This is a genomic window from Rahnella aquatilis CIP 78.65 = ATCC 33071 (assembly GCF_000241955.1).
Taxonomy (GTDB): domain Bacteria; phylum Pseudomonadota; class Gammaproteobacteria; order Enterobacterales; family Enterobacteriaceae; genus Rahnella; species Rahnella aquatilis.
The window spans coordinates 4,393,405-4,407,556 of sequence record NC_016818.1; the positions used below are offsets into that span (position 1 = coordinate 4,393,405).

Consider the following 14,152-nt stretch of genomic DNA (forward strand, 5'->3'; position numbering starts at 1 on the left):
ACTATGTTCGAACAACGCGTGAATTCTGACGTACTGACCGTTTCTACCGTTAATTCTCAGGATCAGGTAACCCAAAAACCCCTGCGTGACTCGGTAAAACAAGCACTTAAGGGCTATTTTGCTCAATTGAATGGTCAGGACGTGAATGACCTGTATGAGTTGGTATTGGCTGAAGTTGAACAGCCACTGTTAGACATGGTGATGCAGTACACCCGTGGCAACCAGACTCGTGCGGCCCTGATGATGGGTATCAACCGCGGTACGCTGCGTAAGAAATTGAAAAAATACGGCATGAACTGATACTAATCAGTCAATGTCTTAAAAAGGCGCTTTTCCGCAAGGGGAGCGCCTTTTTGTTTTCTGTTTTATCAGAAAACCTTTAGCCCAAAATCTGCGCAAAACCTAACCCAGATCAACCCAAATGAGAATAATTATCCGCCGCATTCAGTGATTAAGAATTACCTTATAGAGACAATAAAACGTCTCCTGGAGTCACACTGATGAAGCAACTTTATCTCCGTTTTACCGCTGCACTGAACAAACCTGATCTGGCGATTCTGCTGTTGCGGATCACCTACGGCCTGCTGATTTTTCACGGCTGGCATAAACTGCATGACGGGCTGGGTGGTATTCAGGGCATGCTGGCAGGTTATGGTATTCCGGCGTTTGTCGCTTACGGCGTGATCATCGGCGAAGTGATCGCCCCGATCATGATGATGCTGGGCATTTTCACCCGTCTCGCCGCACTCTCAGCGGCAGCCACCATGATCGTCGCCTGGCTGATGGTCGGCATTCACCACACCTTCGCACTGACGCCGGTCGGGGCATGGGCGATTGAAGATATCATCTACTATTTCATGGCTGCCCTGGTGATTGCCCTGTATGGCAGTGGCCGTTATTCCGTAATGCGCAATCCGTTATATCGCTGATATTCCCTTTCAGCATGTTTCCCCAAAGGAGCATGCTGAAATATCATCCGGTTGATGCTGCGACGTCTGAAAGATAATTCCATCTTTCCGTAGGGTTATCATTTTATTGTCTGAATGCGCACATAAATAAACAGTAAATAGTGCATTTATCGGACGATTACCCTCTGCGGTTAGATCACACGGCATGGTATACTCACCGCAAGAGTCGTATTCGCCCCGCTCAACGCCTACGGACAGCCCTTCAGCTTCGCGATCCCGCCTTTTAATTGTGTCTTGGTTAAGTAAAAGTGAGTCAATGTATGTGCTTTCGGAAACGTTTACACCCGCATGTTGTCCCACTCTTTAACTGACAATCCGTATCGCGACTGAGTTAACCCCTGACGCGTTACCCCGGTTTTTTATGCAGATGATTGGGCTTTTATGAATTCTCCTCGCTTTCGCGCATCATTTTTACAACCACGTTACTGGCTGACCTGGTTTGGCCTTGGCGTCCTGTTCCTGCTGGTTCAACTCCCTTATCCGGTGTTAAACCGCCTCGGTATCTGGCTGGGCCGGACGTCCATGCGTTTCCTGAAACGTCGTGTGTCGATTACGCGCCGTAACCTGCAATTATGCTTTCCGGATCTCCCTTCTGATCAGGTCGAAGCGCGCATTATCAGCAACTTTGAATCCCTCGGCATGGGCTTGCTGGAAACCGGCATGGCCTGGTTCTGGTCGGATGCCCGCGTAAAACGCTGGTTTGACGTCAGCGGCCTGCACAACCTGAAAAAGGCGCAGGAAAACAAGCAGGGCGTGCTGGTGATCGGTGTGCATTTTATGTCGCTGGAATTGGGCGGCCGTGCGATGGGTTTATGTCAGCCGATGATGGCGATGTACCGTCCGCACAACAATAAAGCGATGGAATTTGTGCAAACCTGGGGCCGCATGCGGTCTAACAAGGCGATGCTCGATCGCAAAGATTTACGCGGTATGGTTCACGCGCTGAAAAAAGGCGAAGCCGTCTGGTTCGCGCCGGATCAGGATTATGGCCCGCGCGGCAGCGTATTTGCGCCCCTGTTTGCGGTCGATCAGGCCGCGACTACCAGCGGAACCTTTATGCTGGCGCGTCTGGCAAAACCTGCGCTGGTAACGGTCGTACTGGTGCGTAAAGCCGGTGGAACCGGTTACGAACTGGTTATCCAGCCACAATTGCAGGATTACCCGATCGACGATGAAATGGCGGCAGCAGCCTACATGAACCGCGTGATCGAAAAAGAAATTATGCGTGCGCCGGATCAGTATCTCTGGCTGCACCGCCGCTTTAAAACCCGCCCGGCGGGTGCGCCTTCGCTTTACCGATAAGTGCAAGCGTTGATAAAACAGTCAGCCCGATGCCACCGCGTCGGGCTTTTTTCATTCATCACATCCCACAAGAGATCTGTAATCTTCATGGCTAAAAAACCCGCCCCGACACCTTCTGTCTTTGACCATCTCAAAGATGATGACAGCTTTGATCTTTGGGGACGCTCAGGCCTCAGCACTGCGCTCAACAAAGCCAAACCTAAAACACCGGACAATGACCAGATTGCGGCAGCGCGTAAACTGATCCAGGGCAGTAAAGACCAGACCAAATAAGTCGCCCCGCTGCACTGATAACGTCCCTGCTCCCGATCCCGTCATACCGATATCTCTCTCAGACCCGCCGGTCTGAGAGATTTACTCATCGTTTCGCCTCATTTTTTTTCTAAATATGACCGTACATTTCACTTCGCTGCAAACTGCGCGATCTGCACTCCAATATTGAAATATTCCGCACTCATTTAAAGCAGCCACATTGACCGCGCACCGAAACAGAGCAATAAATTTTATACACCTCGTCAATGTTACTGTGCAATTCCTCTACGTGACTTGATTGATGGGGCGTTTTTCATGTTGGCACTCCCTTTGCAAAGAGAGGTGCAGAGGGCGTTGCCCCATAAACAGACAGGGTGCTCCGGCACTTACACAATAATAATTTTCAATTTTGTCTCACAGGACGCTTTATGAAAAAAATATTGCTCTCAACACTGATTGCCGCAGCAAGCTTCGTGACCCTGGCTGGTCAGGCTCATGCAGGTACCACTCTGGATGCCGTTAAAAAGAAAGGGTTTGTTCAATGCGGTATCAGCGACGGCCTGCCAGGCTTTTCTTACGCTGACTCCAAAGGCAAATTCACGGGTATCGACGTTGACGTCTGTCGCGCAGTGGCTGCTGCCGTGTTTGGTGATTCTGAGAAAGTGAAATATACCCCGCTGACCGCCAAAGAGCGTTTCACCGCCCTGCAATCTGGCGAAGTGGACATCCTGTCACGTAACACCACCTGGACCTCTTCCCGCGACGCGGGCATGGGCATGATTTTCGCCGGCGTAAACTACTACGACGGCATCGGCTTCCTGACTCACCAGAAAGCAGGTCTGAAAAGCGCGAAAGAACTTGATGGCGCAACAGTCTGTCTGCAGGCCGGTACGGATACCGAGCTGAATGTGGCTGACTACTTCAAAGCCAACAAAATGACTTACACCCCGGTGACCTTCGACCGTTCAGACGAAAGTGCGAAAGCGCTGGACTCAGGCCGTTGCGACACTCTGGCATCTGACCAGTCTCAGTTGTACGCACTGCGTATCAAACTGGGTAAACCAAACGAATTTATCGTTCTGCCAGAAGTGATTTCTAAAGAGCCGCTGGGCCCTGTCGTTCGCCGTGGCGACGAAGACTGGCTGGCGATCGTTCGCTGGTCACTGTTCGCGATGCTGAACGCTGAAGAAATGGGCGTGACCTCTCAGAACGTCGATAAACTGGCGGCCAACCCGACTACGCCTGATATGAGCAACCTGCTGGGCAAAACCGGTACTTACGGTGCTGACCTGAAAGTGCCTAACGACTGGGTGGTGAAAATCGTTAAACAAGTCGGCAACTACGGCGAAAGCTTCGAACGCAACGTCGGTCAGGGCAGTGAGCTGAAAATCAAACGTGGCCAGAACGCATTATGGAATAAAGGCGGGATCCAATACGCTCCTCCGGTTCGCTAAATATCCTTTCTTCATGAAGTTGAAAAGTGTTTAAGGAAATTGATGCACCGGTCGTTCCCCGGTGCATTAACTTCCCGGTGAAAGATTGCTAAAGGCCATTCACTATGTCGCAACGCCCAACCGGAAAAGTCTCGTTATCGCTGACCAACCCAGCGGTACGAGCCTGGATTTATCAAATTTTCGCGGTGGTGTTGCTGGTAGCCTGCCTCGGTTACCTGCTCCACAACACCATTACCAATCTGACTACACGAGGGATCACCTCGGGATTTGCGTTTCTCGAAAAAGGTGCCGGTTTCGGCATTGTTCAGCATCTTATTGACTACCAGGAAGGCGACACCTACGCACGCGTGTTTGTTATCGGTCTGCTGAATACGTTGCTGGTTTCTGCGCTGTGTATCATTTTCGCCTCGATTCTCGGGTTCATTATCGGCTTAGGACGCCTTTCCGATAACTGGCTGATTCGTAAAGTCTCAACGGTATATATTGAGACATTCCGTAACATTCCACCGCTGCTGCAAATCTTCTTCTGGTATTTCGCCGTACTGCGTAACCTGCCGGGACCGCGTCAGAGCCTGAATGCGTTTGATCTGGCTTTCGTCAGCAACCGCGGCCTGTATCTGCCGTCACCGGAACTGTCACCGGGCAGTCTGGCGGGCTTTATCGCTGTGCTGCTGGCCATTTTTGGCATCATCGCGCTGCAACGCTACAACCATTTCCGCCAAATCCATACCGGCCGTGTCTGGCATATCTGGCCATGGGCGATTGTGATGCTGGTGGTCTTTCCGGCGCTGGCGCACCTGATTTTCGGGCCTGCGCTGCACTGGGATGTGCCTGCGCTGCGCGGTTTCAACTTCCGTGGCGGCATGGTGCTGATCCCGGAACTGGCGGCGTTAACGCTGGCGTTATCGGTCTATACCTCGACCTTTATCGCCGAAGTGATCCGCTCAGGCATTCAGTCTGTTTCTCACGGTCAGCATGAAGCCGCCCGTTCGTTAGGTCTGCCGAATCCTGTCACCCTGCGTCAGGTGATTTTGCCACAGGCGATGCGGGTGATCATTCCGCCGCTGACCAGCCAGTATCTGAACATCGTGAAAAACTCCTCTCTGGCGGCTGCAATTGGTTACCCGGATATGGTGTCGCTGTTCGCCGGTACCGTGCTGAATCAGACCGGTCAGGCGATTGAAACCATTGCTATTACGATGTCGGTGTACCTGATCATCAGCCTGGCAATTTCCTTCCTGATGAACATTTACAACCGGCGTATCGCGCTGGTGGAGCGTTAAGGGGATCCCATGACAATGACCACACTCCCTCCGGGAGTCAGAGCCGTGAAGCCCGGTACGCCACTCGGAACTGCCGTGCTCTGGGCGCGTAAAAATCTGTTCTCCAGCTGGTTTAACAGCCTGCTGACGCTGTTCTGTTTATGGCTGATGTGGCTGGTGATCCCTCCGCTGCTGAACTGGGTGATTTTCCAGGCCAACTGGGTTGGCACGGCGCGCACTGACTGCACCAAAGCCGGCGCGTGCTGGGTCTTTATCCACGCACGTTTCGGCCAGTTCATGTACGGGCTGTATCCGTTCGATCAACGCTGGCGCATCAACGTCACCCTGATCGTTGGTCTGCTGACCCTTGCGCCGATCTTCTTTAAAGCCATGCCACGGCGCGGACGTTATATCGCGTGCTGGATGGTGCTCTTCCCGATTTTCACCTGGATCATGCTGTACGGCGGTTTCCTGGGTCTGAGCCGTGTCGAAACCCGTCAGTGGGGCGGCCTGACGCTGACGCTGATCATTGCCGCTGTCGGCATTGCCGGGGCGTTACCGCTGGGCATTATGCTGGCGCTGGCACGGCGTTCAAGCTTGCCTGTTGTGCGCATTCTGTCGGTAATTTTCATTGAGTTCTGGCGGGGTGTGCCGCTTATCACCGTGTTGTTCATGTCCTCGGTGATGTTGCCGCTGTTTATGACCGAAGGGACAAGTATCGACAAACTGGTGCGTGCGCTGGTGGGGGTGGTGCTGTTCCAGTCGGCGTATGTCGCGGAAGTGGTGCGCGGGGGATTGCAGGCGCTGCCGCGAGGCCAGACCGAGGCCGCCGAATCTCTGGCACTTGGCTACTGGAAAACCCAGGGCTTAGTCATTCTGCCACAGGCGCTGAAAATGGTGATACCGGGTCTGGTCAACACCATCATCGCGCTGTTCAAGGACACCAGTCTGGTGATCATTATTGGCCTGTTCGACCTGTTCAGCAGCGTTCAGCAAGCCACCGTTGATCCTGAATGGCTCGGCATGTCGACCGAAGGCTACGTCTTCGCCGCTGCCGTCTACTGGATTTTCTGTTTTAGCATGTCGCGTTATAGCCAGCATTTGGAAAGACGCTTTCACACCGGACGTTCCGCACACTGAGGTAAACCATGAGCGACCATCACGTCACTGAAAACCAAAATATGATGATCACGCTGGAAAACGTGAATAAGTGGTACGGACAGTTCCACGTATTGAAAGACATCAACCTGAGCGTGAAACCGCGTGAACGTATCGTGTTGTGCGGCCCTTCAGGCTCGGGTAAATCAACGACTATCCGTTGCATTAACCATCTGGAAGAGCACCAGCAAGGGCGCATCGTGGTGGACGGCACCGAACTGAACGACGATTTGCGTAATATCGAACGCGTGCGCACCGAAGTCGGTATGGTGTTCCAGCATTTCAACCTGTTCCCGCATCTGACGGTGTTGCAAAACTGCACCCTGGCACCGTGCTGGGTGCGTAAGATGCCGAAGAAAGAAGCCGAAGAGCTGGCGATGCATTATCTGAAACGCGTGCGTATCGCCGAACATGCGCATAAATTCCCCGGCCAGCTTTCCGGTGGTCAGCAACAGCGTGTGGCCATCGCCCGCTCGCTGTGTATGAAGCCGAAAATCATGTTGTTCGACGAACCGACTTCTGCGCTGGATCCGGAAATGGTGAAAGAGGTGCTGGACACCATGATCACCCTGGCGGAAGAAGGCATGACCATGTTGTGTGTAACGCATGAAATGGGTTTTGCAAGAACCGTCGCCGACCGGGTGATCTTTATGGATCGCGGGGAGATCGTCGAACAGGCGCCGCCGCTGGAGTTCTTTGCCAATCCGAAATCCGCGAGGACGCGGGAGTTCTTATCGCAGGTGATTCATTGAGCTTGCTCCTCCCCTTCATAAAAGGGGAACCATTAAAGGTTTGGCTTTTTCTCCTCCCCCTGCGAAGGGGGAGGTTGGGGGGGGTTTTAAATACAAAACAATAAGTTAAAGCACACTTTGAATTTAGTTTTTGACCTTAATACCCCACCCCAGCCCTCCCCTTCGCAGGGGAGGGAGTCTTAATCATCACCACATCAGCACCCCGATCACCGGTGCAATCACCACGGTGACAACCCCCGCCAGCATCATCACCAGGCTCGATACTACGCCCTCTTCCGCACCCAGTTCATAAGCTCTCGCCGTACCCGCACCGTGGGACGCGGCACCGAAACCGGCACCTTTTGCGAGGCCGCTTTTTACCGCCAGACGCAGAAACAGCATATCCCCGACCGCCATGCCGAATACGCCGGTGATCACCACAAACAGCGCCACCAGATCCGGCTGGCCGCCCATTTGTTTCGCCGCTGCCAGCGCGAACGGCGTAGTGATGGAGCGTACCGCCAGACTGCGCTGGATTTCCTCCGGCAGGGTCAGCATGCGTGCCAGCCAGACGGAACTGCCGACGGCAACCACTATCGCCGTCAGCACGCCCGCACTCAGCGACATCCAGTGACGGCGGATCACCGCCATATTCTCGTAAACCGGCACCGCGAACGCGATAGTTGACGGCCCGAGCAGCCATAACAACCAGTGCGTCTCACCGATGTAATCCTGATACGACGTGTGCGTCACCACCAGCAAAATCACCAGCACGATAGGCGTGAACACCAGAGGCATCAGCAGCAGTGTGCGTTTCTGACGGTACAGTTTTTTGTTGCCGTAATACAATCCGAGCGTGATGACAAAACACAGAATGCTGATAAGAAGATCAGTCACGGCTCGCCTTCCTCGCCGCCAGTCGCTGCTCCAGACGATACATTTTATCGACAACCACCGCCGTCGCCCCGAGCGTCAGCATCGTGCTGAGCCCAATCACCAGAAAGATTTTCCAGCCCTCGATCATCAGCAACTGGGCGTAATTCACCACAGCCACCACGGCCGGTACGAAGAACAGCAGCATTTCAGCCAGCAACCAGCGGGAACCGGCTTTCACCCATTTCACAGGCAAAATACGCAACATAATCAGCAGCAAAAGCATCAGCATCCCGACAATATTGGCGGGTAACGGCAGATGTAACGCCGTGACCAGACGATCAGCGATAACGAATAACACCGCGTACAACACCACCTGAACAGGGATCTGGCAACGGATCAGCAGGGACGGCGCTTTAGTGCGCAACGCCAGCAACATGGGGACGACCTCGAAAGAGGGAAAAGTGTGAAAATGAAGTATACGCTGGCAGGAAACCGGTAAAGAAATGAATTAAAATCATAAAAATGATTCCAGTCTGGAATACTTTGCAACTCGCCTATTTGATCCGGGAAACATCCGCCCATGGACGTCCGTACCTTACGCTATTTTGTCGAAGTGGTTCGCCAGCAGAGCTTTACCCGCGCGGCGGAAAAGTTGTTCGTCACCCAGCCGACGATCAGCAAAATGCTGCGTCATCTGGAAGAAGAACTGGAATGCACGCTGATTGTGCGCGAAGGACGGCGTTTACACCTGACCGACAGCGGTCAGGCGTTGTATCAGCGTGGCCTGAATATCCTCGAGGAATTCCGCCAGCTTGAAGCGGAACTGGAAGACATTAACTCGCTGAAATCCGGTCATCTGCGGCTGGGGATCCCGCCGATGGTTGGTACGCAAATCGCGCCGCTTATCGGCAGTTTCCGCCAGCAATATCCCGGCATTGAACTGATTATTTCCGAATTTGGCGGACTGACCGTACAACAGGCGGTGATTTCCGGCGAGCTGGATCTGGCGCTCACTGCCCTGCCCGCCGACGCCGTGCCTTCTATCGCCTCACTGCTGCTGTTCAGTCATCCGTTGTGTGTCGTGGTGCCACGCACGCCGCACTGGCTGAACCGCACGCGCATCGGCTTCAGTGATCTGGCTGAAGAAAGCATCCTGATTTATAACGAAGACTTTGCCCTGTACCGCCAGCTGATGGATGCCTTTGCCTCACACGGCTTTACGCCAAAAATCGCGGCGCGCAGCGGGCAGTGGGATTTCCTGGCGGCGATGGTACAAACCGGTATGGGTGTGGCGATTTTGCCGGAACCTGTCTGTCAGCGGCTGGATAAGAATGCGCTGATGTGGCTGCCGCTGGATCCGCTGATGCCGTGGCAGCTCGGGCTGATCTGGCATCAGGGCAGCTATCTCTCGCACAGTGCGCAGGCGTGGATCACGCTGTGCAGGGATTACTGGAAATAGCGGGAAGTTATGGGAAATAAAAAACCGCGTGAACTTTGCAGCACACGCGGTTCCTGATGTTGCTTGTAACTTTTACACTTCTTTTTCGACTAACAATGCTTCGAGTAAATCCAGATCATGCAGTAACTTTTGCAGCGTCTCGTTACTGATTTTCTGCGTGGCGCGCAGATGATAAAGCTCGCCACGTTCCGCACGCAGCGCAGTCAGACGGAAACGACGCTCGAGGTTTTCCAGCTTCAGCGCGGTTTCCATATCATCACGATTAGCCGTGCGTCGCCGTAACGTCCCGATCACCCGCGAGCTGATTTCCTTCAGCGTCTGTTCATCGATATTTTCTTCGGTATCCGCCGCCAGACGTTCTTCCATCTTATGCAGGCTTTCGATCGCCACTTCTGCCGCGATCGATTTCGCCATGCGTTCTTCCTCGCGATAAGCCGTGCCGTCAGCCACCACTACGCCTCTGAGCAGGAACGGCAAGGCAATCACGCCTGCAATCAGTGAGAACAGAATGACACCGGTCGCCAGAAATACCAGCTGATAACGCGACGGAAACGCCGAACCATCGGCGAGGAATAATGGAATCGACAACACACCGGCCAGCGTAATGGCACCGCGCACACCGGCAAAAGACGCCACCCACAGCTCACGCGTACTGTAGCTGCCAAACAGCAGCGGTTTCTTTTTCAGGAAACGGTTGCTGAAATTCTTCATCACCCACAGCCAGACAAAACGCAGGATCAGCAGCGCAAAATAGATGATGCCGACATCGGCAAACAGGTGCCACGTCACGATAGACGGATCATGTGTCGCCTGATCGATAGAGTTCTCAAGAATACCCGGCAATTGCAGGCCCAGCATGATGAACACCATGCCGTTGAACACAAACTCAAGCATCGCCCAGACACTGTTAGCGCGCAGGCGCATCGCCAGCGGCGCGTTACGAATAATGCCGGACTGGCTGATGGTCATCCCCGCCGCCACGGCGGCCAGAATGCCCGACACACCGATGTGTTCGGCAATCAGATAAGAGGCGAACGGCAGCAGCAACAGGAAGACGATTTGCGTGGCCGGATCATCACCGCTCCAGCGGCTCATGATGCGCAGGGATTTACTGTATAACCACGTCACCGCCACACCGGCCATCAGGCCGCCGATCGCGACTTTGAGGAATTCGACCGTTGCACCGCCGACGGTAAAAATCATCGTGCCCATCGCCACGGCGATAGCAAATTTCAGGGACACCAGGCCGGACGCGTCATTCATCAAGGCTTCGCCTTCCAGCACGCCCATGATCGACTTCGGAATACGGCCCTTGCCGACAATGCCGCCCAGTGCCACGGCATCGGTTGGCGAGAGCACTGCCGCCAGCGCAAACGCAGCCACCAGCGGGATATTCGGCACCATCATATAAATCAGATAGCCAATGCCGACGACGGTGAGCAGCACCAGCACCAGCGCCAGCCCGAGAATTTCGCGCCCGTGGTGGAGGAATTCACGGGTCGGCGTTTTCCAGCCATCGGCGAACAGCAACGGCGGGATAAAGAGGACGAGAAACAGCTCAGGATCGAAATCTACGTGCAAACCAAAATTCGGCCAGGCCAGCAAGGCACCGACGGCAATCTGCATTAATGGAAGAGGAACCTGAAACGGCAACATTCTGGTGACGACACCGGAGAGCGACACCACCAGAATCAAAATCAGAATGGTAAAGAAGATTTCCATGCTTTCCTTAGACTCTTGTTTTTATGAATTTCAGCCAGACGCAGGTGAGTGAGTCCGGAGCGAACTAAGGAATAGTAGATCAAAAGGGGATGTGATTTAAATCAGTGCGTGCGGTTACATCAGAGAGGGTTTGCTCCTTACCCGTATCAGGAGCCGGAATGAAGGCTTTTTCGTGCTCCTCCCCCTGCGAAGGGGGAGGCGGGAGGGGGTTTTAATGACAAAACTCATGCCAAAGCACACTTCAACCTGCTGATTCGTCATTAATACCCCACCCCAACCCTCCCCTTCGCAGGGGAGGGAGAAAGGCAGTTGGCATCAGATCGCCCATCCGCCCGCATAAAACGCCACCAGCGCCACAGCGATAATCACCGTGCCGATGTTCAGTTTGCGCCATTCGCCGGAGAAAATACGGCCGATAACCAATGCGCTGAAACCGAGCATGATGCCGGTGACAATGTTGCAGGTCAGAACGATAAATACCGCGCACAGCAGCCCGGACATCGCATCAACAAAATCGCTGAAATCCAGTTTGGTGACATTGCTGAGCATCAGTAAACCCACATACATCAGCGCGGGTGCGGTGGCGTAAGCCGGTACCAGATAAGACAACGGAGACAGGAACAACATCAGCAGGAACAGCACGCCGACGACAGTTGCCGTCAGGCCGGTTTTGCCGCCAGCCGCCGTACCGGCTGCTGATTCAATGTAAACCGCTGCCGGAGATGCGCCAACCAGAGAGGCGAAAATACTGCTCACAGAGTCAGCCGTCAGGGCTTTGCCACCGCTAATGATCTGGCCGTTTTCATCCAGTAAGTTTGCCTGTCCGGCGACGGCGCGGATGGTGCCGGTGGCATCAAATACCGCCGTCATCACCAGTGCCAGCACGCTGGGCAATACGGCGGCTTTCAGTGCGCCTATGATGTCGAGATCGAAAATGACGGATTTACCGTCCGCGCCCGCCAGAGAAGGCATGGCGAATAAACCCTGATATTTCACGGCAGGATCGAAAATCAGGCCGATAATGGAAATGGCAATAATCACCAGTAAGATGCCGCCCGGAACGCGCAATTTCTCAAGGCCGAAAATCACCGCCAGACCGAGCAACGTCATCACGACCGGGAAAGAGGTGAATGCGCCGAGCGCCACCGGTAAGCCGTCCAGCGGATTTTTCACCACCAGACCGACGCCGTTGGCAGCGATCAGTAACAGAAACAGACCGATACCGATACCGGTGCCGTGCGCAACGCCTGCTGGCAGGTTGCGCAAAATCCATGAGCGGATGCCGGTCACCGAGATAATAGTGAACAACACGCCCATCAGAAATACCGCACCGAGCGCCACCGGTACGCTGATGTGCTGACCCAGAACCAGACTAAACGCGGTAAAGGCCGTCAGAGAAATGGCGCAACCAATCGCCAGCGGTAAATTCGCCCACAGGCCCATCAGCAGAGAGCCGAAACCGGCGACCAGACAGGTCGCAACAAACACCGCACTTGGCGAGAAGCCCGCTTTGCCGAGCATCGACGGCACGACAATCACCGAATATACCATCGCCAGAAAGGTGGTTAAGCCAGCGATCACTTCCTGACGGACGTTACTGCCACGCGCACTCATTTTGAAAAAAGCATCAAGCGGGCCTTTTGGCGCAACGGCGCTGCCCGCTTGAGGTTGTTGACTCGACATGGAAAATCCTCTGAATATCTTTACTGATTAGCCGGCGTGGTCATTATGAAACCGTTTCTGCACGTTCACTTCCTTATTTGTCGCCCGAAATCGCCGAAAACAGCGTCAGAACGGCAAGGCAAACGTTTAACTCGCATCGCGTATGGCGGGACAAAAATTAACGCAAACGATTATCCGGGCTTTGGTACTCCCATTTCAACTCCGTTCGCCGACAATTTACCGTTGTCTGGTCAATAAAAACGCGGTTGTGGTGGAAATTTACCCGTTGAAGAAAAGTGAAACGCAAAAAGCAAAAAAGACCGGAAGATAAAAATAACAGGAGACTTATTAAGGTTTATTTTTCCATACGTTCATTGCATAAAATACTGCCTGCAATGAACGTATCGAAATATAAAAATGCAGAACAGGATTAACGCAAGAGAGTAAACGGTCCGCCGTTTTCCAGTGCCTTCTGACAGGCCGGACGCGCAGTCACATTTGCCAGCCAGGCATTCAGTCGCGGATATTTCCCGAGACCGGAACGGGCACTGATCGCTTCTATCGGGAAACTCATCTGAATATCTGCTGCGCTGAACTGATGACCAGCAAAATAAGGATGCGTCGTCAGATGTTGTTCGAGATAATCCATATGAGTATAAATCTGCTTATCCAGATAATTTTTCTGCACGCCCTGCCCGATCGCGCCGGCAATCGGGCGGATCAGCCACGGCATTGGCGGTTTACCCAGACGGCTAAAAATCAACTTCATCACCAGCAAAGGCATCAGAGAACCTTCAGCGTAGTGCATCCAGTAGCGATACTGCTGACGCTCCGCAAATGCAGCGGGTTTCAGCGTGCCCGCCTCATCATACACTTCCTGCAGGTATTCAATGATGGCACCGGATTCCGCAAGGATCAGCCCGTTGTCTTCCAGCACCGGGGACTTACCCAGAGGATGGATTTTTTTCAGCGATGCCGGTGCCAGCATGGAATTTTTATCCCGCTGATAACATTTGATTTCATAAGCGACGCCCAGTTCTTCGAGCATCCATAAGATTCGCTGTGAACGGGAATTATCCAAATGATGCACTGTTAACATAAATTTCTTCTGTCCTGTTTCATTTAATTATTTGTTAACTATAGACAACGCTTTCAGGGCGCGTAGCGGATTTATTTTAATAACCCTGATTTCATTCAGGTTTAATTTATCAAAAATCTTTTTATTTGATTAAAACTACTGACGGATTAATCTTAATTACGCGAAAAAAATTATCGCAACTTCGTTCGCCTTTAATAATTCTTAATG

The 14,152-nt window shown here is 53.2% G+C and carries 14 protein-coding genes; 9 read left to right on the forward strand and 5 right to left on the reverse strand.

The genetic code is table 11. The features are described from left to right. Nucleotides 1-3 precede the first annotated feature (3 nt). The 8 genes from fis (at nucleotide 4) to RAHAQ2_RS19905 (ending at nucleotide 7,148) form a co-directional block, all read left to right on the forward strand. Nucleotides 4-300 carry a DNA-binding transcriptional regulator Fis gene (fis, locus tag RAHAQ2_RS19870; RefSeq protein ID WP_004097144.1) on the forward strand — a complete coding sequence of 99 codons (297 nt, stop codon included), beginning with the start codon at nucleotides 4-6 and terminating at the stop codon, nucleotides 298-300. Nucleotides 301-497: 197 nt separating this feature from the next. After that, nucleotides 498-929, forward strand: coding sequence for a DoxX family protein (locus tag RAHAQ2_RS19875; protein ID WP_377431590.1), 432 nt, complete (start codon nucleotides 498-500; stop codon nucleotides 927-929). 420 nt (nucleotides 930-1,349) lie between these two features. After that, entirely contained in the window at nucleotides 1,350-2,270 is a 921-nt protein-coding gene (gene lpxP, locus RAHAQ2_RS19880; RefSeq protein WP_015698938.1) for a kdo(2)-lipid IV(A) palmitoleoyltransferase, read from the forward strand. 87 nt (nucleotides 2,271-2,357) lie between these two features. After that, a complete protein-coding gene (locus RAHAQ2_RS19885; protein WP_015698939.1) occupies nucleotides 2,358-2,543 on the forward strand; it encodes a hypothetical protein in 186 nt (61 codons plus the stop codon). A 407-nt stretch (nucleotides 2,544-2,950) separates the two neighbouring features. Next, nucleotides 2,951-3,976 (forward strand): amino acid ABC transporter substrate-binding protein, encoded by a 1,026-nt coding sequence (locus RAHAQ2_RS19890; RefSeq protein ID WP_015698940.1) that lies wholly within the window; start codon nucleotides 2,951-2,953, stop codon nucleotides 3,974-3,976. A gap of 104 nt (nucleotides 3,977-4,080) precedes the next feature. Beyond that, nucleotides 4,081-5,259 (forward strand): amino acid ABC transporter permease, encoded by a 1,179-nt coding sequence (locus tag RAHAQ2_RS19895; RefSeq protein ID WP_015698941.1) that lies wholly within the window; start codon nucleotides 4,081-4,083, stop codon nucleotides 5,257-5,259. Between the two features lie 9 nt (nucleotides 5,260-5,268). Continuing rightward, nucleotides 5,269-6,378 (forward strand): amino acid ABC transporter permease, encoded by a 1,110-nt coding sequence (locus RAHAQ2_RS19900; protein ID WP_037040448.1) that lies wholly within the window; start codon nucleotides 5,269-5,271, stop codon nucleotides 6,376-6,378. Nucleotides 6,379-6,386: 8 nt separating this feature from the next. Further along, nucleotides 6,387-7,148: an amino acid ABC transporter ATP-binding protein gene (locus tag RAHAQ2_RS19905; protein ID WP_015698943.1), complete on the forward strand. Its 762-nt coding sequence runs from the start codon at nucleotides 6,387-6,389 to the stop codon at nucleotides 7,146-7,148. A gap of 186 nt (nucleotides 7,149-7,334) precedes the next feature. Here the strand turns inward: RAHAQ2_RS19905 and RAHAQ2_RS19910 are convergent, their stop codons facing one another. Further along, a complete protein-coding gene (locus tag RAHAQ2_RS19910) occupies nucleotides 7,335-8,024 on the reverse strand; it encodes an LrgB family protein (protein ID WP_015698944.1) in 690 nt (229 codons plus the stop codon). After that, nucleotides 8,017-8,439 carry a CidA/LrgA family protein gene (locus RAHAQ2_RS19915; protein ID WP_015698945.1) on the reverse strand — a complete coding sequence of 141 codons (423 nt, stop codon included), beginning with the start codon at nucleotides 8,437-8,439 and terminating at the stop codon, nucleotides 8,017-8,019. The genes RAHAQ2_RS19910 and RAHAQ2_RS19915 overlap by 8 nt, the downstream gene beginning before the upstream one ends. 144 nt (nucleotides 8,440-8,583) lie before the next feature. On the opposite strand from RAHAQ2_RS19915, the gene RAHAQ2_RS19920 reads away from it, so the two are divergent. After that, a complete protein-coding gene (locus RAHAQ2_RS19920) occupies nucleotides 8,584-9,462 on the forward strand; it encodes a LysR family transcriptional regulator (RefSeq protein WP_015698946.1) in 879 nt (292 codons plus the stop codon). A gap of 72 nt (nucleotides 9,463-9,534) precedes the next feature. Here RAHAQ2_RS19920 and RAHAQ2_RS19925 read toward each other — a convergent pair whose 3' ends face one another. The 3 genes from RAHAQ2_RS19925 to RAHAQ2_RS19935 all read right to left on the reverse strand — a co-directional run bounded on the left by RAHAQ2_RS19925 (nucleotide 9,535) and on the right by RAHAQ2_RS19935 (nucleotide 13,945). Continuing rightward, on the reverse strand, nucleotides 9,535-11,184 hold the full coding sequence (locus tag RAHAQ2_RS19925) for a Na+/H+ antiporter (RefSeq protein ID WP_015698947.1): 1,650 nt from the start codon (nucleotides 11,182-11,184) through the stop codon (nucleotides 9,535-9,537). Between the two features lie 315 nt (nucleotides 11,185-11,499). Beyond that, complete coding sequence (locus tag RAHAQ2_RS19930) at nucleotides 11,500-12,867, reverse strand: NCS2 family permease (protein ID WP_015698948.1); 1,368 nt, start codon at nucleotides 12,865-12,867, stop codon at nucleotides 11,500-11,502. Between the two features lie 409 nt (nucleotides 12,868-13,276). Beyond that, nucleotides 13,277-13,945 (reverse strand): glutathione S-transferase family protein, encoded by a 669-nt coding sequence (locus RAHAQ2_RS19935; RefSeq protein WP_015698949.1) that lies wholly within the window; start codon nucleotides 13,943-13,945, stop codon nucleotides 13,277-13,279. Nucleotides 13,946-14,152 lie beyond the last annotated feature (207 nt).

Bases quoted from the DNA above. Each gene is read 5' to 3' on its own strand.
- fis (WP_004097144.1), top strand. From the start codon at position 4: ATGTTCGAACAACGCGTGAATTCTGACGTACTGACCGTTTCTACCGTT.
- lpxP (WP_015698938.1), top strand. From the start codon at position 1,350: ATGAATTCTCCTCGCTTTCGCGCATCATTTTTACAACCACGTTACTGG.
- RAHAQ2_RS19885 (WP_015698939.1), top strand. From the start codon at position 2,358: ATGGCTAAAAAACCCGCCCCGACACCTTCTGTCTTTGACCATCTCAAA.
- RAHAQ2_RS19890 (WP_015698940.1), top strand. From the start codon at position 2,951: ATGAAAAAAATATTGCTCTCAACACTGATTGCCGCAGCAAGCTTCGTG.
- RAHAQ2_RS19895 (WP_015698941.1), top strand. From the start codon at position 4,081: ATGTCGCAACGCCCAACCGGAAAAGTCTCGTTATCGCTGACCAACCCA.
- RAHAQ2_RS19900 (WP_037040448.1), top strand. From the start codon at position 5,269: ATGACAATGACCACACTCCCTCCGGGAGTCAGAGCCGTGAAGCCCGGT.
- RAHAQ2_RS19905 (WP_015698943.1), top strand. From the start codon at position 6,387: ATGAGCGACCATCACGTCACTGAAAACCAAAATATGATGATCACGCTG.
- RAHAQ2_RS19915 (WP_015698945.1), bottom strand. From the start codon at position 8,439: ATGTTGCTGGCGTTGCGCACTAAAGCGCCGTCCCTGCTGATCCGTTGC.
- RAHAQ2_RS19920 (WP_015698946.1), top strand. From the start codon at position 8,584: ATGGACGTCCGTACCTTACGCTATTTTGTCGAAGTGGTTCGCCAGCAG.
- RAHAQ2_RS19925 (WP_015698947.1), bottom strand. From the start codon at position 11,184: ATGGAAATCTTCTTTACCATTCTGATTTTGATTCTGGTGGTGTCGCTC.
- RAHAQ2_RS19930 (WP_015698948.1), bottom strand. From the start codon at position 12,867: ATGTCGAGTCAACAACCTCAAGCGGGCAGCGCCGTTGCGCCAAAAGGC.
- RAHAQ2_RS19935 (WP_015698949.1), bottom strand. From the start codon at position 13,945: ATGTTAACAGTGCATCATTTGGATAATTCCCGTTCACAGCGAATCTTA.